The sequence below is a fragment of the Pseudomonas sp. LBUM1656 genome, from assembly GCF_059716065.1.
Genome location: NZ_CP166800.1, coordinates 6,107,230 through 6,126,573 on the forward strand (window position 1 = coordinate 6,107,230; position 19,344 = coordinate 6,126,573).

Sequence of the window (19,344 nt, forward strand, 5' to 3'; positions counted from 1 at the left end):
TCGCCTCAGCTCTGGGACGCGGCTTTGGGAAGAATGTCGTTGGCGACCATCTCACCGAACGGGCTGACGTAGTTGGCGCCTTGGGGCAGCTGCGGACGTTCGATGTCGAGGTGCGGGAACAGCAACTCGGCGACCCGGTACGACTCTTCCAGGTGTGGATAACCGGAGAAGATGAAGGTGTCGATGCCCAGGTCCGCGTATTCCTTCACGCGGGCAGCCACGGTTGGGCCATCGCCCACCAGCGCCGTACCGGCACCGCCACGCACCAGGCCGACACCGGCCCACAGGTTGGGGCTGACTTCCAGGTTGTCGCGACTGCCGCCATGCAGCGCGGCCATGCGTTGCTGGCCGACCGAATCGAAACGTGCCAGAGAAGCCTGGGCGCGGGCGATGGTTTCGTCGTCGAGGTGGGAGATCAGCCGATCCGCCGCTTGCCACGCTTCGGCGTTGGTTTCACGAACGATCACATGCAGGCGAATCCCGAAGCGCACCGTGCGGCCGAGCTTCGCGGCTTTGGCACGCACTTGTTCAATCTTTTCGGCAACGGCGGCCGGTGGTTCACCCCAGGTCAGGACCATTTCCACTTGCTCGGCCGCGAGGTCTTGCGCCGCTTCCGACGAGCCGCCGAAGTACAGCGGCGGACGCGGTTGCTGGATCGGCGGATAGAGCAACTTGGCGCCCTTCACGCTGATGTGCTGACCGTCGTAATCAACGGTTTCGCCTTCCAGCACGCGGCGCCAGATGCGCGTGAATTCCACCGAAGCCTGATAGCGTTCTTCGTGGGTCAGGAACAAACCGTCGCCGGCCAATTCTTCCGGATCACCGCCGGTCACCAGGTTGAATAACGCACGACCGCCGGACAGACGATCCAGGGTAGCCGCCTGACGCGCGGCCACCGTCGGGGAAATGATCCCGGGGCGCAGGGCAACAAGGAATTTCAACCGCTGAGTCACCGGGATCAGCGACGCCGCCACCAGCCACGAGTCTTCGCACGAACGGCCGGTGGGAATCAAAACTCCGCCGAAGCCCAGACGATCCGCCGCTTGGGCGATTTGTTGCAGGTAACCGTGGTCGACGGCGCGAGCGCCTTCGGCGGTGCCAAGGTAATGGCCGTCGCCGTGGGTAGGCAGGAACCAGAAAATATTGAGGCTCATGGAGTGGTCTCCTTGGGGAATCGGATTACTGCGCGTTGGCAACGGCTGCCGGTGGCGTCCAGATCACGTCTGTGATGCTCAACTGCTTCGGGATCAGCTTGAGCTGGTAGAAGCTGTCGGCGATTTTCTGTTGGGCTGCGACCACTTCCGGGGTCAGGAACAGCGCACCGTAGCCTTGGCGTTTCATCGAGGTCAGGGTGATGTCCGCCGGCAAGCCGATCAGAGGCGAAACCTGCTGAGTCACGTCTTCAGGGTTGGCTTTGGCCCATTCGCCGACCGCGCGCACTTCTTCCACGAGGGTCTTGATCACCTCAGGGTTTTTCTGTGCGTAGGGCTTGGTTGCCAGGTAGAACTGATGGTTGTCGACGATGCCCCGGCCATCGCGCAGGGTGCGCGCTTGCAGTTGCTGTTCAGCGGCAGCCTGGTACGGGTCCCAGATGACCCAGGCGTCGACGCTGCCACGTTCGAATGCGGCGCGGGCATCGGCCGGTGGCAGGAAAACAGTCTGGATGTCGGCGTATTTGAGGCCGGCGTCTTCCAGTGCGCGGACCAGCAAATAGTGGACGTTGGAGCCTTTGTTCAGGACGACTTTCTTGCCCTTGAGGTCCTGCACCGACTTGATCGGCGAGTCCTTCGGCACCAGGATCGCTTCGCCTTGGGGCGCTGGCGGTTCGTAGGCGACGTAAAGCAGGTCGGCGCCGGCAGCCTGGGCGAAAACCGGCGGCGTTTCGCCGGTGACACCGAAATCGATGGAGCCGACGTTCAAGCCTTCAAGCAGCTGCGGGCCTCCGGGGAATTCAGTCCATTTCACGTCCACGCCTTGGGCGGCGAGGCGTTTTTCAAGCGTGCCTTTGGCTTTGAGCAGCACCAAAGTGCCGTACTTCTGATAACCGATACGAAGGGTCTCGGCTTGAGCTTGAGTAATGGCGCCGAAGGTGACAGCCGCTGCAAACAGAGCGACCAGACCACGACGCAAAATGACAGTGCGCATGGCGCTCTCCTTTTTGCAGTTGGGTTTTGGCTGCACCTGCTTGGCCGTTGGCGGCTGAGTAAGGTGGAGTGAAGCAAATTCAGGGGTGGCTTGAGTGCGGGCTCAAATGCTCCAGCGAGCACTCAACAAACGTTCATTCAACAGGTTCGGATCGAGCGGCTTGGGCCGTCGCGCCATGGCACTGAAAAACAATTCCAGCGATTCATTCAGTCGTTGCTCCAACTCCGGCGCCAACTGCGCCTGGACGCTGCCTTCGCCGTAAGCGATCTGGCTGTCTACCGCGAAAATCCCGTGCAACATCTCTTGGGCCTTCAGCGCCGACAGCACCGGCTTGAGCGCGTAATCCACTGCCAGCATGTGCGCTATACTGCCGCCGGTGGCCATGGGCAAAACCACCTTGTGGTCCAGCGCACGCTCGGGCAGCAGGTCCAGCACGGTTTTCAGCGCGCCAGAGAACGACGCCTTGTAAACCGGGGTGGCGATCAGCAGGCCGTCGGCGTTTTCAATCTGTTGCAGCAGGTCTTTTACCTTCGGGCTGTCGAAGCGTGCATGCAGCAAGTCTTCGGCCGGGAAGTCCCGCACCTGGTAACTCACCACTTCCACACCTTGCGCTTGCAACCAGCGTTGAGAGCGCTCCAGCAGCACCCCGGAACGGGAGCGTTGGCTGGGACTGCCACCGAGTGAGACGACCCGCATTCAGACGATTCCTTGAGCGGTGTTCGCGATTCGCGGTTTGCGATCTCGCTTTGATGGAAGTGACCTTAACAGGTGATTGTTATATCCATAAATCATATTTATTCATTTCGTTATGCGTTATAGATCTATGCGAGACAGCTTGGTCCAGGCCAAAAAATGGGCCGTATAAACGGCCCGAAATCCCCTGCTGATCGTTCCCACGCTCTGCGTGGGAATGCATCCATGGACGCTCCGCGTCCAAAGTGACGCGGAGCGTCACGAGCGGCGTTCCCACGCGGAGCATGGGAACGATCGATATTCAACGATTCGGTTGTGGCGTCAGACGCAGGTACGGCTTCACCGCGCGATAGCCCTTGGGAAAGCGTTTCTTGATTTCGTCTTCGTCCTTGAGCGACGGCACGATCACCACTTCATCACCGTCCTGCCAGTTGGCCGGGGTGGCCACTTTGTAGTTGTCGGTGAGTTGCAGCGAGTCGATCACCCGCAGGATCTCGTGGAAATTGCGCCCGGTACTCGCCGGATAAGTGATAGTCAGCCGCACCTTTTTGTTCGGGTCGATCACGAACAGCGAGCGCACGGTCAGGGTGTCGTTGGCGTTCGGGTGGATCAGGTCGTAGAGGTCCGACACTTTGCGATCGGCATCCGCCAGGATCGGGAAATTGACGACCGCGTTCTGGGTTTCGTTGATGTCCTCGATCCACTTGTGGTGCGAGTCCACCGGGTCCACGGACAGGGCGATGGCTTTCACACCGCGGTTGGCGAATTCATCCTTGAGCTTTGCGGTGAATCCCAGTTCGGTGGTGCACACCGGGGTGAAGTCCGCCGGATGGGAAAACAGCACGCCCCAGCTATCGCCCAGCCATTCGTGGAAACGGAGGGTGCCGGCGCTGGAATCCTGTTCGAAGTCGGGGGCGATATCGCCCAGTCTGAGGCTCATGGTGCTGCTCCTGGTGAGTGCTGGTTGAGCTCAACTGTGCCTGCGTTCCTTTTGGATTAAAAAGAATAAATATCGATTTGTTTAGATCGTAAATGAATATTAAATATCTGTTCACTGGACCTGCGTGCGCATCACGACGAACATCACCGACAAGGTTCGAGAAGGCCTTGAGTTGCTGCAAAGAGGGGCGTTTATGAGGCGGGATTACGGGGGTGACCTCGCCTTGAAAACGCAAAAGCCCCGCCCGGCGAGATGCCGGGCGGGGCTTTTTTTCTTCGGTTACGCGAGCGCTATTACAACAGCGGGATCGAGTAGCTGAGGATCAGGCGGTTTTCGTCCTGGGAGCGAACGCCCGGGATGTTGGTGCGCCAGGTAGCGTTCTTCCACATGAAACCAACGTTCTTCAACGGGCCTTCCGGTACGACGTAACCGACAGTCAGGTCGCGCTCCCACTCGGAAGCGTTGTTAGCTGCTCGTGCACCACGGGCGCCAACGGTATCGATATCATCACCACGCAGGTAAACCATGCCCGCCGTCAGGCCTGGAACGCCGACTTTGGCGAAGTCGAACGAGTAGCGTGCTTGCCAGGTGCGCTCGCCGGCACGGCCGAACTTCTGGATTTGCATGTCGGTGATGGTGTAGTTCGACGAACCGTCGCCCTGGTTCAGCCAAGGGAAGTCGCTGCTGCCATTGCTGACCTGATAACCGCCACCGAAGGTGTGACCGGCAACGGTGTACAGGAACAGGCCGCTGTACAGATTGTTGTCGACCTGGCCTTTACCGCTTGGCACGCCGCTGTAGTTACCGTTGCTGAAGTAAGCGGCGGTGTTGGAGTTGGCACCGTCATCCGAGCTGTTGAAATAACGCAGGTCAGATTTCAGAACGCCCGGGCCGATAGCCCAGTTGTGAACCAGACCCAGGAAGTGCTGCTTGTAGAAGTCTTCCAGGTTGCCGTAGTAGTACTGGGCAGTCAGGTCCTTGGTGATTTTGTAGTCACCGCCGGCGTAGATGAACTTGTTGCTGTTGGCGATACGCGGGTTTGCACCACCGATCGACAGTTGCTCATTGTTGCTGGAGTTACGACCTTTCACGTGCTCGATCTGACCACCGACCAGAGTCAGGTCCTTGATCTCGCCGGAAGTGATCTGGCCACCCTGCCAGGTCTGCGGCAGCAGACGACCGTCGTTGGTGACGATCACCGGGTTTTTCGGCTGCAGAGTACCCAGCTTTAATTCAGTCTGGGAGATCTTGGCTTTAGCAGTCAGGCCCAGGCTGGAGAAGTTATCAACCGCTTCGCCGTTCGACTTGCTTGGGAACACAGTGCCGCCATAAGCCGCGCCGTTCGCTGCACCGTTGGTGCCGCCGCCCGAATCCAGACGCACGCCCAGCAGGCCGATCGCATCAACGCCGAAACCAACAGTGCCTTGGGTGTAACCGGAAATGAAGCGCAGATCGAAGCCTTGGCCCCATTCTTCGTTCTTGTTCGCGCCCGGACCATCACGGTTATCGGTGTTGATGTAGAAGTTACGCAGACCCAGAGTGGCCTTGCTGTCTTCGATGAAACCGGCGGCGCTTGCCTGCTGCGCCAAAACCCCTACGGCCACAGCCAGGGTCAAGGTGGACTTGTTCATTTGTTTCGCTCCTATCGTTTCTAATACTTGTGTTCCTGGTCCTGGGTCGAATGCCCTGGATCCTAAGACGCGCAATTTTTGCCGAACTCTCTAGCCCGGTCGTTTTGGCCGCGCAGGATACATCTTCATAAAGCCAAAAAGAATTTTGTCATTCTTTTTCATAGCCTTTCGGAATATGCCTGCGCAGCGCAGATCCGAGGTATCGGCTACAAATCCGATTCCTGAACCTGTTCTTCCAACGGTGATTATTTTGCTTAGCGCCGGATCTTGTGATGAGTACCGGACGGGGCCTACTTTAGGCGCTCGTAAAAAAAACTAAAAAGAATAATAAATGCGTATTAGTGTTGTTTTTGGAATATACAGAAACAAAAAAAAGCCTTGCCGACCGGCAAGGCTTTTTCTGACGACATTTGTTACATGAAGCTGTAGGTGTAGTTGAAGATCAGACGGGTCTGATCCTGATCAAGGGTGCTGGTGTTGCCGCGATACATACCGTGACGCAGCGTCGTGCCAAACCCTTTAAGCGGACCCGTTTGAATCACATAATCCACACGCAGGTCGGTTTCCCGCTCGTTCAGGTCCTTGCCCACACCGTTGGTGGCCTTGATGTCCTGGCCATATAGGTAAGCAGCCGAAGCTTTCAAGCCTGGCACACCCAACGAAGCGAAGTCATAGGAATACTGGCCATACGAGGTATTTTCACCGGCACGGATAAAGCTGCCGACCGTGGCGTCGGTGAACGAGTAGAAGCTGGCGCCGCCAGCACCTTCGTTTCGCCCTCTACCGTCAACCACGTTGCCCTGGTTCAGGAAAACGAAACCGCCGTCATCGCTGACACGCTGATGCCCGAGCAGAAACGCGCTGCCACCCAGGGTATAGGTGAATGTGGCGCTCCAGGTCTTGTTATCGACCACGCCCCTTTCCTTGGCGTAGCCGCTGTTGTTGTTGAACTGGTAGCCGGCGTCGCCGTTCTTGCCGTCGGAGCTGCTGTCGAAGTAACGAAGATCGGTCTTGAACGACTGGTTGGGAGCGATCGGGTAGACGTGCACCAGGCCGAGGAAGTTCTGCTTGTAGTAGTTTTCCAGGTTCGCGTAGTAGTACTGCAGCGTCAGCTCTTTGGTGACCGCCCAATCTGCACCGGCGTAGCGGAACTGGTTACTGTCCTCTGTGCCACCCGCCACGGCCAGGCCAGTGCTGTTGGAGGATGCCCGACCTGTCGCGTGCTCCAACTGACCTACGTTAAAGGTGAAGTTGTCGATTTCCTTCGAGGTGATGGTGCCACCTTCAAAGGTTTGTGGCAGAACGCGGCTGTCGTTCGCAATCAGGATCGGCATGTTGGGTTGCAGAGCGCCACCGTAGTGGGCCTCTGTCTTCGAGAATCGTGCCTTGACGTTGCCCGCCACACGGCTCCATGAACTCTCTGCCGAACCATCGGAATCGCTAGGGTTGAAGGAGTTATTGTCCGGGTGATGGCCCTTGCCACCGTCCAGATGGATACCGACCATTGCCTGGGCGTCGAAACCGAAACCTACGACACCTTGAGTGAAGCCCGACCGGTAATCGAACTTCAGCCCCTCAGCAGTCTCTCGCTGCCGGTTAGCAGGAGTCTTGGCACCTTCACGGTTGTCGGCGTCGAAATAATAGGTACGCGAACTAACGGAAGCCTTGCTGTCTTCGATGAAACCGGCGGCGCCTGCCTGCTGCGCCAAAACCCCTACAGCCACGGCCAAGGCCAAGGTCGACTTGTTCATTGCTTCACTCCTCTCGATTCTAATTCTTGTATTCCTGGCCCGGAGTCAATGCCCCAGATCCTAAGATGCGCGATTAGCGCCAGACCGTGACCCACAAGTCAATCGTAACTATGTGTGTCTACGACCATGGTCTAATCCCCGGTTTTTTGGTCCTTGCGGGGTCATGAGTTCGTCATAAACCCAAAAAGATTTGGTCAGCTCTTTTTTCATACCTTTGAGGAATACGCTCATCGTCCCGCGCCAGAGCGGTCGCCTCATAAGCTAATTCCTAAAAGGTATTTGTTAGCCTTTTTTTAGATCGATTAGCGTTGACGCAAATCGGAAACAATCCCCTACCGAAAGGCGACGCCATGACGACCAAACGCGCACTATCCAGACCATTTGTTACAGTTTGTGTATCGGTATTATTTTCTTTCAGCGCTCACGCGGCGAACCTTACGGTCGGTTATCAAACCGGCATCGACCCCAGCAAAGTCCCCCAGGCAGATGGACTGTACGAGAAAACCATTGGCCAGAAAATTGACTGGCGTCGTTTCAATAGCGGCCCGGAAGTGGTGACCGCCATTGCTTCCGGCGACGTGCAGATCGGCAACCTCGGCTCAAGCCCACTGGCGGCGGCCGCTTCGCGCAATCTGCCGATTGTGGCGTTCATTGTTTCCGCACAGATCAACGCCGCCGAGGCGCTGGTGGTGCGCAACGGCAGCGGCATCGATAAACCGGAAGATCTGATCGGCAAGACCATCGCCACTCCGTTCGTTTCGACCTCCCATTACAGTCTGCTCGGTGCGCTGAAGCACTGGGGCCTGGACGCCTCGAAAGTCAAAGTGGTGAACCTGCAACCGGCAGAAATTGCTGCCGCCTGGAAGCGTGGCGACATTGACGGTGCGTTTGTCTGGTCGCCGGCGCTGGGGGAAATACGCAAGACCGGCAAGACCTTGACCGACGCTGCACAAGTGGGCCAGTGGGGCGCGCCGACGTTCGAGGTGTGGGTGGCGCGCAAGGATTACGCCGAGAAGCACCCGGACGTTGTGGCCAAATTCGCCAAGGTGACCCTGGACTCGTTCGCCGACTATGCGGCGCATAAAGACAGCTGGACCGCTGATTCGGTGCCGGTGCAGAAAATCGCTAAATTGACCGGTGCCAATGCGGCTGATGTGCCGGAGTTGCTGGCCGGCTCAGCGTTCCCGGATGCCAAGGCCCAACAGACCACCGCGCTGCTGGACGGCGGCACGGCCAAGGCGATTGGCGAGACGGCGAAGTTCTTGAAGGAGCAAGGGAAGGTAGAGACGGTGCTGCCGGATTATTCGCCATACGTCAGCGCGAAGTTCGTCACCGAGTAACACCGCCACCCTTAATGATCGTTCCCACGCTCTGCGTGGGAATGCAGCCCGGGACGCTCCGCGTCCCATCAAGACCGAACGCGGAGCGTCCGTAGAGGCATTCCCACGCGGAGCGTGGGAATGATCAGGTCAGAGGGTTTTTTCGAAGATCTTCGAATTACGCTGATAGTTGTACAGCGATGCCCGCGCCGACGGCAGCCGTTCAACGCTGCTCGGCACGAACCCACGCTCACGGAACCAGTGAGCGGTCCGGGTCGTCAGCACGAACAAGGTTTTCAGGCCCTGGGCCCGAGCGCGGGTTTCAATGCGCTCCAGCAGTTCATCACCGCGACCACCATGGCGGTACTCCGGGTTCACCGCCAGACACGCCAGCTCCCCGGCGTCCGAATCGGCGATCTGATACAACGCCGCACAGGCGATAATCATGCCTTCGCGTTCAACCACGCTGAACTGCTCGATCTCGCGCTCCAGCACCTCGCGGGAACGACGCACCAGAATCCCCTGCTCTTCCAGCGGGCTGATCAGGTCCAGCAAACCGCCGACATCTTCGATGGCCGCCTCGCGCACAATCTCGAATTGCTCCTGGGCCACCAGCGTACCGCCACCGTCACGGGTGAACAGTTCCGTCAGCAGCGCGCCGTCTTCGGCGTAGCTGACGATATGGCTGCGCGCCACGCCACCACGGCACGCTTCAGCCGCCGCATCCAGTAGCTCCGCCTGATAGTTGCTGCCCAGTCGCTGCAAATGCGCCGGGACTTGTTGCGGACGCAGCTCGCGAACCAGCCGACCGTTTTCATCGATCAGGCCCAGGTCCGCGCCGAACAGCAGCAGTTTGTCCGCACCCAGGTCGATGGCCGCGCGCGTGGCGACGTCTTCGCATGCGAGGTTGAAGATCTCACCGGTTGGCGAGTAGCCCAACGGCGACAGCAGCACGATGGAGCGCTCGTCCAGCAGACGGTTGATGCCCTTGCGGTCAACCCGACGCACTTCGCCGGTGTGGTGATAGTCGACGCCTTCCAGCACGCCGATCGGCCGCGCCGTCACCAGGTTGCCGCCCGCCACCCGCAGGCGCGAGCCCTGCATTGGCGATGAGGCCATGTCCATGGACAATCGCGCTTCGATGGCGATGCGCAGCTGGCCGACCGCATCGATCACACATTCAAGGGTTGCCGCATCAGTGATGCGCATCCCGTGATGGTAATGCGGGGTCAGGCCGCGCGCAGCGAGGCGGGTTTCGATTTGCGGACGGGAGCCGTGAACCAGCACCAGGCGCACACCGAGGCTGTGCAACAGCACCAGGTCATGGACGATGTTGCCGAAGTTCGGATGCTCAACGCCGTCGCCAGGCAGCATGACGACAAAGGTGCAATCGCGGTGGGCGTTGATGTAAGGCGAAGCGTGACGAAGCCAATTAACGTATTCGGGCATGAACCTGGGCCTGTAATAAATAGCAGCCAAAAAATGGGCGAAACTGAAAACGCACAGCGGGCTGATGGTTATCGTCGGAACAGGCTTGGCGACACGCGCGCTCTCCTCATGAATACGGGTTGGGACACTGACAATTTACAAGTCTTGTCAGCCATGACACAGCCCCTGTGGGAGCGGGCTTGCTCGCGAAGGCGTCGTGTCAGACACCCAAACTTCGACTGACACACCGCATTCGCGAGCAAGCCCGCTCCCACAGGATGGTACTCAACTTTCTGACATGGGCGTTTTGGCCGGTGTCAGGCAGTAATGTTCAATCAATTGCCGTAATAGATGCACGGTAGGCTGCAAACGTGACATTTCGAGGTATTCCCCCGGTTGGTGCGCGCAGGCGATATCGCCCGGGCCCAGCACCAGTGTTTCGCAGCCAAGACGCTGAAGATAAGGCGCTTCGGTGCCGAACGCTACTGCTTCGGCAAGATGCCCGGTCAGCTTTTCAGCCACCCGGACCAATTCGGCGTCCTCGTCTTGCTCGAACGGCGGCACTTCAGGAAACAGCGGCGCGTAGCTGATCTTCACCTGATGGCGTTCGGCAATCGGGTTGAGCCTCTGCAGAATGGCCGAACGCAGCGCTTCAGGGTCCATGCCCGGCAATGGCCGCAGGTCGAATTCCAGCGAACATTGGCCGCAGATGCGGTTGGGGTTGTCGCCGCCATGGATGCAGCCGAAATTCATCGTCGGCGTCGGTACACCAAACTGGGGATTACGGAATTCACGCTGCCACAACAGGCGCAGACCACGCAGTTCGCCGATGGCATCGTGCATGGCTTCGAGGGCGCTGTGGCCCAGGCGCGGGTCCGAGGAATGGCCGCTCTGCCCGAGGATGTCGATGCGCTCCATCATGATGCCTTTGTGCATGCGGATCGGCTTGAGGCCGGTCGGCTCGCCAATCACTGCCGCACGCCCCAACGGACGGCCGGCTTCGGCCAGGGCGCGAGCTCCGGACATCGAGCTTTCTTCATCGCAGGTGGCGAGGATCAGCAGCGGTTGCTTGAACGGCTGACTCAGCAAAGGAATCACCGCTTCGATGGCCAGGGCGAAAAAGCCTTTCATGTCGCAACTGCCCAGGCCCACCCAACGGCCATCAACTTCGGTCAGCTTCAACGGATCGGTCTGCCACAACGCACCATCGAACGGCACCGTGTCGCTATGCCCGGCCAGCACCAGGCCGCCGGGGCCGGAACCGAAACTGGCGAGCAAGTTGAATTTGCCGGGGCTGACCTGCTGGATGTCGCAGGCAAAACCCAGGTCACCGAGCCACGTCGCCAGCAAGTCGATGACCGGACGATTGGATTGATCAAGGCTGGGCTGAGTACAGCTGACCGACGGCGCGGCAATCAGCGCAGCGAACTGATCTTTCATGGACGGCAAAGGCATCGCTGACTCCCACTCGCGAATTGAAGACCATCATAGAACCATCTGGCGACAGGAATAAACCGCCGCGACGCGTAGGTTTTACCAGTGCTGTACACTGCACGACCTTGGCAGCCACACATTCCCCCCGGCTGCGCTCCCGATCCTGGATTTTCCGGCCATGCAGAAAGAAACCGAAATCAAACTCCGCGTCAGCCGAGAAACCCTCGCTGCCCTGCGCGAGCACCCGCTCCTGAAAAAACGTAACAAAAGTGGCTGGGAACGCCGTGAGTTGATGAACCAATACTTCGACACGCCAGAGCGCGACCTGGCCCGCGCCAAGGTTGCCCTGCGCCTGCGCAAGGATGGCGAAGAAGTCATTCAAACCCTCAAGACCCGTGGCCAGAGTGTCGCCGGTCTGTCCGAGCGTAACGAGTACGATTGGAACCTGCCCAAAGCCAAGCTCGACGTGAAGAAACTCGACGGCGAATGCTGGCCAGAAGAATTGGCCGATCTGGACAAGAAAACCCTGAAACCGATTTTCACCACCGATTTCGTTCGCGAACGCGCTGAAATCGCCTGGGGCCGTGGCAAGACCAAAGTGGTCATCGAAGCTGCGCTGGACCTGGGCCACGTGGTAGTCGACAAGCAGAAAGAAGAAATCTGCGAGCTGGAACTGGAACTGCGCGAAGGCGAGCCGGCTGCCCTGCTGGAGTTGGCCGCTGAACTGGCCGCGACCTTGGCCCTGATGCCGTGTGACATCAGCAAGGCCGAGCGTGGTTATCGCTTGTACGACGCCAACAGCTATTCGTTGAGCCTGCCGGCCCCGCAAATCACCGCCGAAACACCGCTGGATGATGCGTTCGCCGCGCTGAGCTGGCATTTGCTGAGCAGCAGCCAGCGTCTGGCCGAGCAGTATCGTTTCAACGGCCACTGGCGCCTGTTGCAGGACTGGGTCGAGAACCTCGCTGAATTGCGCGCCTTGCTCAGCAGCCTGGGCCAGGCCGCACCGCGTCAGTCGACGCACGATCTGCGCGTCGCACTGGATGCCTTGCTCGAAGACTGGCGTCCACTGGTGCAAGCCGGTATCGACGACGAAGACGTGCGCAAAGCTGCGCCGGAGCAGTTCCTCGAAGAACTGGAAGACCCACGTTGGGGCCTGTTCTCGCTGAACACTTCGCGCTGGTTGCTGGCCCGCACCTGGGCGGCTGATCGCAACGTCCGTGGCAATCGCCAGGGCGCTGCGCAATTGGGCAGCTGGTTGCCGCGCCTGCTGGGTGAAGAAGCGACGTCCCTGCAATTGCAGCGTTACCAGCAACAGCCGGAAGATCTGGCCGAGCAACTGCCGCGCATCGAACGCATCCAGGCCTGGCTGCACCATGCCCGTGGCGTGCTGGACATCCCGGAAATGGATCGCCTTTACGGTGAGCTGAAGCAACTGGCGCAACTGGCTAACGAACCGATCACCGATGAATCGCTGGACGCGCGCAAGCAGCAGGCGATTGCGGTTTATCAGAATCGTGCCTGGAAAATGCTGCTGCGTATGTAATGACGCCTTCGCGAGCAAGCCAGCTCCCACATTTGATCTTCAGCGAACACAAAATATGTGTACGACAGAAAACCAAATGTGGGAGCGGGCTTGCTCGCGAATAAGCCAGCACATTCACCACAAAATTTCAGACCGGCAAACTGGTGGTGGACTTGATCTCCGACAACGCCACAATCGAGTTAACTTCCTGAATCCCCGTCACCATCGACAGCTTTTCAAAGAAAAACCGCTCATACGCCTCAATGTCCGCCGTGACGATCCGCAACAAGAAATCCACCGACCCCATCAGTACATAACACTCCAGCACTTCGGGAAAGCCGCGAATCGCCTCGGTGAACTCGGTGAAGTTCGAACGCCCGTGCGCATTGAGTTTGATCTCGGCAAAGATCTGCGTGTTAAGGCCGATCTTCTTCCGGTCAAGCAACGTCACCTGCCCCCGAATGATCCCCTCCTCCTTCATCCGCTGAATCCGCCGCCAGCACGGCGACTGCGAAAGCCCCACCTGCTCGGCGATCTGCGCGCTGGAGAGCGAAGCGTCTTCCTGCAGCAACGCAAGAATCTTGCGGTCGTAGCCATCCAGCTCGCTGTGCATAAACAAACCCGTTATTGAAAGACAATCGAATCAAGCAATTCGAAAAATAACAAATATGGCCAATCATAGATAAGAAATGCCCCGCAGCGAATGTAAAAATTCCTCCACTGATTTGGAGACCGACCATGCCGCACCTGGAAGCCGTGACCACCTCGCCTACCCGCGCCGATGTCTGGAACGCCGGCAACGCTCATTGCCGCGTTCATTACCAACTGCAGGCCGAAGCCGAGCCGGACCTGCTGTGCCGGGCCCTCAACTTTTTCGCTTTACAGTTTTTGACGCCGCAACAAGTCATCGCGCAGCGGACGGATGATCTGATGTCGATCGACATCGTCATGGACGGGCTGAGCTGGCATCGAGCCGAAGTGATTGCGGAAAAATTACGTAACCTGATCAGCGTGTGTTCGGTCGAGCTGCAAGCGGCTGATTCCATGCGGGATGCACCGGCTCAGGCGGCAGGCTGACAAACCTCGACACGGCTTCGTCGGGTAGTGGCCCAACGGTCGGCGGGTCCGCGACTATCCTTTGCGAACTGTTGTTCATGAGGAGCCCGCATGTCCGTTCAACTTGCCATTCAGGACCGCTGGCTGGATCTCAATGATTTGCTGCGTGAACTGGTCGCCCAGGGCTTTATCAGCCAGGACTCGGCCGAACACGCGCTCAATGCCCGCCGCCGGCATGCCGCCAATGGCCAGATGCATCCCCTGGAGTTCATCGCCAGCCAGCACCTGGACGACCTCAGCCGTCCGGGCAAACACCTCGACCTGGAAAGCCTGACCCTGTGGCTGTCACAACAGGCCGGCCAGCCGTACTTGCGCATCGACCCGCTGAAGATCAACGTCGCGGCGATTACGCCGCTGATGTCCTACGCCTTCGCCCAGCGCCACAGAATCCTGGCGGTGTCCATCGACCGCGACGCGGTGACCGTGGCCAGCGCCCAGCCTTACGTCAACGGCTGGGAAGCTGACCTGACCCACGTGTTGAAGCTGCCGATCAAACGCGTAGTCGCCAACCCGGTGGACATCCAGCGCTTCAGCGTCGAGTTTTTCCGCCTGGCCAAATCAGTCAGCGGGGCGACCAATGCCGATCAGCAAACCAACACCCTGGGTAATTTCGAACAACTGCTCAACCTTGGCGCCAGTGATCAGGAACCGGACGCCAACGACGCGCACATCGTCAACATCGTCGACTGGCTGTTCCAGTACGCGTTCCAGCAGCGCGCCAGTGATATCCACATCGAACCCCGGCGCGAGCAAGGCACGGTGCGTTTCCGCATCGACGGCGTGTTGCACAACGTCTATCAATTCCCGCCGCAAGTGACCATGGCGATCGTCAGCCGCTTGAAAAGCCTCGGCCGGATGAACGTCGCGGAAAAGCGCAAACCCCAGGACGGTCGGGTGAAAACCAAGACCCCGGACGGCGGCGAAGTCGAGTTGCGGCTGTCGACCTTGCCGACGGCGTTCGGCGAAAAAATGGTCATGCGAATTTTCGACCCGGAAGTGCTGCTCAAAGATTTCGATCAGTTGGGTTTCTCCGCCGAAGACCTGCGCCGCTGGCAGGACATGACGAGCCAGCCCAACGGCATCATTCTGGTCACCGGGCCCACGGGTTCGGGGAAAACCACCACGCTGTACACCACGCTCAAGAAACTGGCGACGCCGGAGGTCAACCTCTGCACCATCGAAGACCCGATCGAGATGGTCGAACCGGCGTTCAACCAGATGCAGGTGCAGCACAACATCGACCTGACTTTCGCCGCTGGCGTGCGCGCGCTGATGCGGCAGGACCCGGACATCATCATGATCGGCGAGATCCGCGATCTCGAAACTGCGGAAATGGCGATCCAGGCCGCCCTCACTGGCCACTTGGTACTCTCGACCTTACACACCAACGATGCGCCGAGCGCCATCAGCCGCCTGCTGGAACTCGGCGTGCCGCATTACCTGATAAAAGCCACGGTACTCGGCGTCATGGCCCAGCGCCTGGTCCGCACTTTGTGTCCGCACTGCAAGGCACCGCTGACGTTGAGTGAAGAAGACTGGCAAACCCTGACCAAACCCTGGCAGGCGCCGTTGCCCGGCAATGCCCAGCGCGCCATCGGTTGCCTGGAGTGTCGCGACACCGGCTACCGCGGCCGCGCCGGGGTGTACGAAATCATGCAACTGACTGACGGTGTCAAAGCACTGATCAATCCCGACACCGATTTGCTGGCGGTGCGGCGTCAGGCGTTCAAGGAAGGCATGCGCAGTTTGCGATTATCGGGGGCGCAGAAAGTGGCCGCGGGCTTGACGACGATCGAGGAGGTATTGCGAGTAACGCCGCAGAGCGAACAAAAGTAGGCGCGGCCATCACGGAACTGGATCGGGGAAATGGCGATCCAACCCCGTAGTTAATCAGTGGAGTCACCCATCATGCGTCTCAAACTTGCTGTCGCTACCATCGCCCTGTTGTCCCTTCCAGTCGGTTCGGCGATGGCCGATAGCTTTTGGCGTAACGTCATTTCGTCCGGTGCCACCACCGGTTCGACCTACCTGACCTTCAAGGATCACAAGCTGATCGTTGCCGCGCAGGACGATGCCGGCAGCTTCGTCGCCAGCGACGGCGGCATCCGCGGTCCTTATCTGGAAGCGGCAATGCAGAAAGTCCGCGCCGACAATCCGGGCCTGCAGGCGACGGACATGGAACTGGCGAACGCGATCCTGGCGAAGAATGCCGTGGCTTCGGAATAAGCTTCCCAGCTGAATAAAAATGCCGCTCACATGAGCGGCATTTTTTTGCCTCTACACAAATCTAATGTGGGAGCGGGCTTGCTCGCGAATGCGGTGTAACAGTCAATGATAATGTCGACTGATCTACCGCATTCGCGAGCAAGTCGAATCGTCGCACCGCCGCTCCCACAGGGGGGTTGTGTTGCCTTGGAGATCAGCGGTAATCGTCGACCGGGACACAGGCGCAAAACAAGTTGCGGTCGCCGTACACGTTATCCACCCGATTCACCACCGGCCAATACTTGTGCGCCTTGGTGTGCGCATCCGGCGTTACCGCTTGCTCGATGCTGTAAGGCCGCTCCCAAACCCCGGTGATATCGGCCAGGGTATGCGGCGCTCGCTTCAGCGGGTTGTCTTCGGCCGGCCAGTTACCGTTCTGCACCTCGGTGATTTCCGCGCGAATGCTCAGCATCGCGCTGATAAACCGGTCCAGCTCAGCCTTTGACTCACTCTCGGTCGGTTCGACCATCAGTGTCCCCGGCACGGGGAACGACATGGTCGGCGCATGGAAACCGTAATCCATCAGGCGCTTGGCCACGTCCTCTTCGCTGATCCCGGTCAGCGCCTTCAGCGGCCGCAAATCCAGGATGCATTCGTGCGCTACCCGCTCGTTGCGCCCGGTGTAGAGCACCGGGAACGCCCCGGACAAATGCTGCGCCAGGTAATTCGCAGCGAGGATCGCCACCTCGCTGGCGTCCGCCAACTGCGGCCCCATCATGGCGATGTACATCCAGCTGATCGGCAAAATGCTCGCGCTGCCCCAAGGCGCCGCGCTGACCGCGCCGTTCTGCGGCAGCGGTCCTTCAATCGGCACCACCGGGTGATTGGCGACGAACGGCGCCAAGTGCGCGCGCACGCCAATCGGGCCCATGCCGGGCCCGCCGCCGCCATGAGGAATGCAGAAGGTTTTGTGCAGGTTCATGTGGGACACGTCGGCGCCAATGTCCGCCGGCCGCGCCAATCCGACTTGCGCGTTGAGGTTGGCGCCATCCATGTACACCTGGCCGCCGTGGCTGTGGATAACTTCACAGATTTCGCTGATGCCTTCCTCATACACGCCGTGAGTCGACGGATACGTCGCCATCAGGCAGGCGAGTTTGTCGCCCGCCTCCGCAGCCTTGTCTTTGAGGTCATCCAGATCGACGTTGCCCGCCTCGTCGCACTCGACGATCACCACGCGCATCCCGGCCATCTGCGCCGAGGCCGGGTTGGTGCCGTGGGCCGAGGAAGGAATCAGGCAGATGTCTCGCGCCCCTTCATGACGGCTCTCATGGTATTTGCGGATTGCCAGTAGCCCGGCGTACTCACCTTGCGCGCCGGAGTTGGGTTGCATGCAGATCGCGTCGAAACCGGTGATCGCGCAGAGCCAGCGCTCCAACTCCTCGATCATCAGCGAATAGCCCACTGCCTGCTCTTTCGGCACAAACGGGTGCAGGTGGGCGAACTGGGGCCAGGTGATGGGGATCATCTCGCTGGTGGCATTGAGTTTCATGGTGCAGGAACCCAGAGGAATCATTGACTGGTTCAACGCCAGATCTTTGTTTTCCAGTTGCTTGAGGTAGCGCAGCATCTCGGTTTCGCTGTGGTGGGCGCTGAACACCGGATGACGCAGATAAGGCGAGGTGCGCAGCAGTCCTGCTGGAATCCCGGCAGACAGCACTTCCGCGTCCAGCTCGTCGACGTTCAGCCCGTGATCGGAACCGAGGAACACATCGAACAGTTTCGCCACCGTGGTTTCGTCAGAGGTTTCGTCGAGGCTCAGTCCCAACTGCCCGCGCCCGAGAATGCGCAAATTGATCCGTGCAGCCTGGGCACTTTCGATGATTGCCGTCTGTGTGCCACCGACCTCCAGCGTCAGCGTGTCGAAAAAGTGTTTGTTGAGGCGGGTGATGCCGTGGCGCTCAAGGCCGGCGGCGAGGATGCAAGTCAGCCGATGGACACGCAGGGCAATCTGCTTCAACCCTTCCGGACCGTGGTAGACCGCATAGAAACTGGCGATGTTGGCCAGCAACACCTGGGCGGTGCAGATGTTCGAGTTGGCCTTCTCCCGGCGGATATGTTGTTCGCGGGTTTGCAAGGCCATGCGCAACGCGGTGTTGCCGCGAGCATCTTTCGAGACGCCGATGATCCGCCCGGGAATCGCCCGTTTGTACTCATCGCGGCTGGCAAAAAATGCCGCGTGCGGCCCGCCGTAACCCATGGGCACGCCAAACCGCTGGGACGAGCCGAACACCACGTCGGCACCCAATTCCCCCGGCGGGGTCAGCAACAACAGGCTCAACAGATCCGTCGCGACACAGGCCAGCGCCTGCTGGGCATGTAGATGATCGATCAATGGCCGAAGATCGCGGATCTCGCCGTGGGTGTCGGGGTATTGCAGCAGCGCGCCAAACACCTGGTGCTGTTTCAAGTTATCCACAGCGTCGATGATCAGCTCGAAACCGAAGCCTTCGGCTCGGGTTTGCACCACGGAGATGGTTTGTGGATGGCAATTTTCATCGACGAAGAACAGATTGCTTCTGGACTTGGCGACCCGCTTGGCCAGCGCCATGGCTTCCGCCGCCGCCGTGGCTTCATCGAGCAGCGAGGCGTTCGCCAGTTCCAGGCCCGTGAGGTCGATGGTCAATTGCTGGAAATTCAGCAGCGCTTCGAGCCGGCCTTGGGCGATCTCCGGTTGATAAGGCGTGTAGGCGGTGTACCAACCGGGATTTTCCAGCACGTTGCGCAGAATGACGGTGGGTGTGAGGGTGCCGTGGTAGCCCATGCCGATCAGGCTGGTCCAGACCTGGTTCTGCTCGGCGTACCCGCGCAACTTGGCCAGCGCGGCTTCTTCGTCTAGAGCGGGCGGTAAATCGAGCGGCCGGTTCAGGCGGATTCCCGGTGGCACCGTTTGTTCGATCAGCTCGACCCGGCTGCCGAGGCCGAGGCTGTCGAGCATCGCCTGTTGCTCGGCGGCATCGGGCCCGAGGTGGCGGCGAAGAAAGGCATTGGGGTCGCGTAACTGGCTCAAGGACGGCAACTGGGACATGACGGGCTCTCTCTTGACTGGCGCTCAACGTCGATGCAACACGGTCAAACCAGCATAGCAGCCGATGTC

At 59.4% G+C, this 19,344-nt stretch carries 15 protein-coding genes; 5 read left to right on the forward strand and 10 right to left on the reverse strand.

Annotated elements, in window-relative coordinates; all coding sequences use genetic code 11:
• Positions 1-5: 5 nt before the first annotated feature.
• The 6 genes from ssuD to ACA072_RS27770 all read right to left on the reverse strand — a co-directional run bounded on the left by ssuD (position 6) and on the right by ACA072_RS27770 (position 7,160).
• Positions 6-1,154, reverse strand: coding sequence for an FMNH2-dependent alkanesulfonate monooxygenase (gene ssuD / locus ACA072_RS27745; RefSeq protein ID WP_461956205.1), 1,149 nt, complete (start codon positions 1,152-1,154; stop codon positions 6-8).
• 25 nt (positions 1,155-1,179) lie between these two features.
• A complete protein-coding gene (locus ACA072_RS27750; protein WP_497621908.1) occupies positions 1,180-2,145 on the reverse strand; it encodes a sulfonate ABC transporter substrate-binding protein in 966 nt (321 codons plus the stop codon).
• A gap of 102 nt (positions 2,146-2,247) precedes the next feature.
• Positions 2,248-2,841, reverse strand: coding sequence for an NADPH-dependent FMN reductase (gene ssuE / locus ACA072_RS27755; RefSeq protein ID WP_497621909.1), 594 nt, complete (start codon positions 2,839-2,841; stop codon positions 2,248-2,250).
• Positions 2,842-3,139: 298 nt separating this feature from the next.
• Positions 3,140-3,778: a peroxiredoxin gene (locus tag ACA072_RS27760; protein ID WP_497621911.1), complete on the reverse strand. Its 639-nt coding sequence runs from the start codon at positions 3,776-3,778 to the stop codon at positions 3,140-3,142.
• Between the two features lie 293 nt (positions 3,779-4,071).
• A complete protein-coding gene (locus ACA072_RS27765) occupies positions 4,072-5,409 on the reverse strand; it encodes an OprD family porin (protein WP_497621913.1) in 1,338 nt (445 codons plus the stop codon).
• 413 nt (positions 5,410-5,822) lie between these two features.
• The gene (locus ACA072_RS27770; RefSeq protein ID WP_497621915.1) at positions 5,823-7,160 is read right to left on the reverse strand and encodes an OprD family outer membrane porin; all 1,338 of its coding nucleotides are present in this window, start codon (positions 7,158-7,160) and stop codon (positions 5,823-5,825) included.
• A gap of 350 nt (positions 7,161-7,510) precedes the next feature.
• Here ACA072_RS27770 and tauA point away from each other — a divergent pair, with 350 nt between their 5' ends.
• Positions 7,511-8,500: a taurine ABC transporter substrate-binding protein gene (gene tauA / locus ACA072_RS27775; RefSeq protein ID WP_497621917.1), complete on the forward strand. Its 990-nt coding sequence runs from the start codon at positions 7,511-7,513 to the stop codon at positions 8,498-8,500.
• A 129-nt stretch (positions 8,501-8,629) separates the two neighbouring features.
• Here tauA and argA read toward each other — a convergent pair whose 3' ends face one another.
• Together argA and argE are read right to left on the reverse strand one after the other, a co-directional pair.
• Positions 8,630-9,928, reverse strand: a complete 1,299-nt coding sequence (gene argA / locus ACA072_RS27780; protein WP_403107619.1) for an amino-acid N-acetyltransferase — start codon at positions 9,926-9,928, stop codon at positions 8,630-8,632.
• Positions 9,929-10,192: 264 nt separating this feature from the next.
• Positions 10,193-11,362, reverse strand: a complete 1,170-nt coding sequence (gene argE / locus ACA072_RS27785; protein WP_497621919.1) for an acetylornithine deacetylase — start codon at positions 11,360-11,362, stop codon at positions 10,193-10,195.
• A 157-nt stretch (positions 11,363-11,519) separates the two neighbouring features.
• On the opposite strand from argE, the gene ACA072_RS27790 reads away from it, so the two are divergent.
• Positions 11,520-12,887 (forward strand): CYTH domain-containing protein, encoded by a 1,368-nt coding sequence (locus tag ACA072_RS27790; RefSeq protein ID WP_497621921.1) that lies wholly within the window; start codon positions 11,520-11,522, stop codon positions 12,885-12,887.
• Positions 12,888-13,014: 127 nt separating this feature from the next.
• On the opposite strand, the gene ACA072_RS27795 is transcribed toward ACA072_RS27790, so the two are convergent.
• Positions 13,015-13,479 (reverse strand): Lrp/AsnC family transcriptional regulator, encoded by a 465-nt coding sequence (locus ACA072_RS27795; protein WP_497621923.1) that lies wholly within the window; start codon positions 13,477-13,479, stop codon positions 13,015-13,017.
• A 125-nt stretch (positions 13,480-13,604) separates the two neighbouring features.
• On the opposite strand from ACA072_RS27795, the gene ACA072_RS27800 reads away from it, so the two are divergent.
• From ACA072_RS27800 to ACA072_RS27810, 3 genes are all read left to right on the forward strand, one after another.
• Positions 13,605-13,943 (forward strand): ACT-like domain-containing protein, encoded by a 339-nt coding sequence (locus ACA072_RS27800; RefSeq protein ID WP_497621925.1) that lies wholly within the window; start codon positions 13,605-13,607, stop codon positions 13,941-13,943.
• Positions 13,944-14,033: 90 nt separating this feature from the next.
• Positions 14,034-15,818, forward strand: coding sequence for a type IV pilus assembly ATPase TfpB (gene tfpB, locus ACA072_RS27805; protein WP_497621927.1), 1,785 nt, complete (start codon positions 14,034-14,036; stop codon positions 15,816-15,818).
• A gap of 69 nt (positions 15,819-15,887) precedes the next feature.
• Positions 15,888-16,208, forward strand: a complete 321-nt coding sequence (locus ACA072_RS27810) for a DUF2388 domain-containing protein (protein WP_169857239.1) — start codon at positions 15,888-15,890, stop codon at positions 16,206-16,208.
• A 193-nt stretch (positions 16,209-16,401) separates the two neighbouring features.
• On the opposite strand, the gene gcvP is transcribed toward ACA072_RS27810, so the two are convergent.
• Positions 16,402-19,275, reverse strand: a complete 2,874-nt coding sequence (gcvP, locus tag ACA072_RS27815; protein WP_497621929.1) for an aminomethyl-transferring glycine dehydrogenase — start codon at positions 19,273-19,275, stop codon at positions 16,402-16,404.
• Positions 19,276-19,344 lie beyond the last annotated feature (69 nt).

Excerpts from the sequence above, each read along its gene's own strand:
- ssuD (WP_461956205.1), bottom strand. The coding sequence starts at position 1,154 with ATGAGCCTCAATATTTTCTGGTTCCTGCCTACCCACGGCGACGGCCAT.
- ACA072_RS27750 (WP_497621908.1), bottom strand. The coding sequence starts at position 2,145 with ATGCGCACTGTCATTTTGCGTCGTGGTCTGGTCGCTCTGTTTGCAGCG.
- ssuE (WP_497621909.1), bottom strand. The coding sequence starts at position 2,841 with ATGCGGGTCGTCTCACTCGGTGGCAGTCCCAGCCAACGCTCCCGTTCC.
- ACA072_RS27760 (WP_497621911.1), bottom strand. The coding sequence starts at position 3,778 with ATGAGCCTCAGACTGGGCGATATCGCCCCCGACTTCGAACAGGATTCC.
- ACA072_RS27765 (WP_497621913.1), bottom strand. The coding sequence starts at position 5,409 with ATGAACAAGTCCACCTTGACCCTGGCTGTGGCCGTAGGGGTTTTGGCG.
- ACA072_RS27770 (WP_497621915.1), bottom strand. The coding sequence starts at position 7,160 with ATGAACAAGTCGACCTTGGCCTTGGCCGTGGCTGTAGGGGTTTTGGCG.
- tauA (WP_497621917.1), top strand. The coding sequence starts at position 7,511 with ATGACGACCAAACGCGCACTATCCAGACCATTTGTTACAGTTTGTGTA.
- argA (WP_403107619.1), bottom strand. The coding sequence starts at position 9,928 with ATGCCCGAATACGTTAATTGGCTTCGTCACGCTTCGCCTTACATCAAC.
- argE (WP_497621919.1), bottom strand. The coding sequence starts at position 11,362 with ATGCCTTTGCCGTCCATGAAAGATCAGTTCGCTGCGCTGATTGCCGCG.
- ACA072_RS27790 (WP_497621921.1), top strand. The coding sequence starts at position 11,520 with ATGCAGAAAGAAACCGAAATCAAACTCCGCGTCAGCCGAGAAACCCTC.
- ACA072_RS27795 (WP_497621923.1), bottom strand. The coding sequence starts at position 13,479 with ATGCACAGCGAGCTGGATGGCTACGACCGCAAGATTCTTGCGTTGCTG.
- ACA072_RS27800 (WP_497621925.1), top strand. The coding sequence starts at position 13,605 with ATGCCGCACCTGGAAGCCGTGACCACCTCGCCTACCCGCGCCGATGTC.
- tfpB (WP_497621927.1), top strand. The coding sequence starts at position 14,034 with ATGTCCGTTCAACTTGCCATTCAGGACCGCTGGCTGGATCTCAATGAT.
- gcvP (WP_497621929.1), bottom strand. The coding sequence starts at position 19,275 with ATGTCCCAGTTGCCGTCCTTGAGCCAGTTACGCGACCCCAATGCCTTT.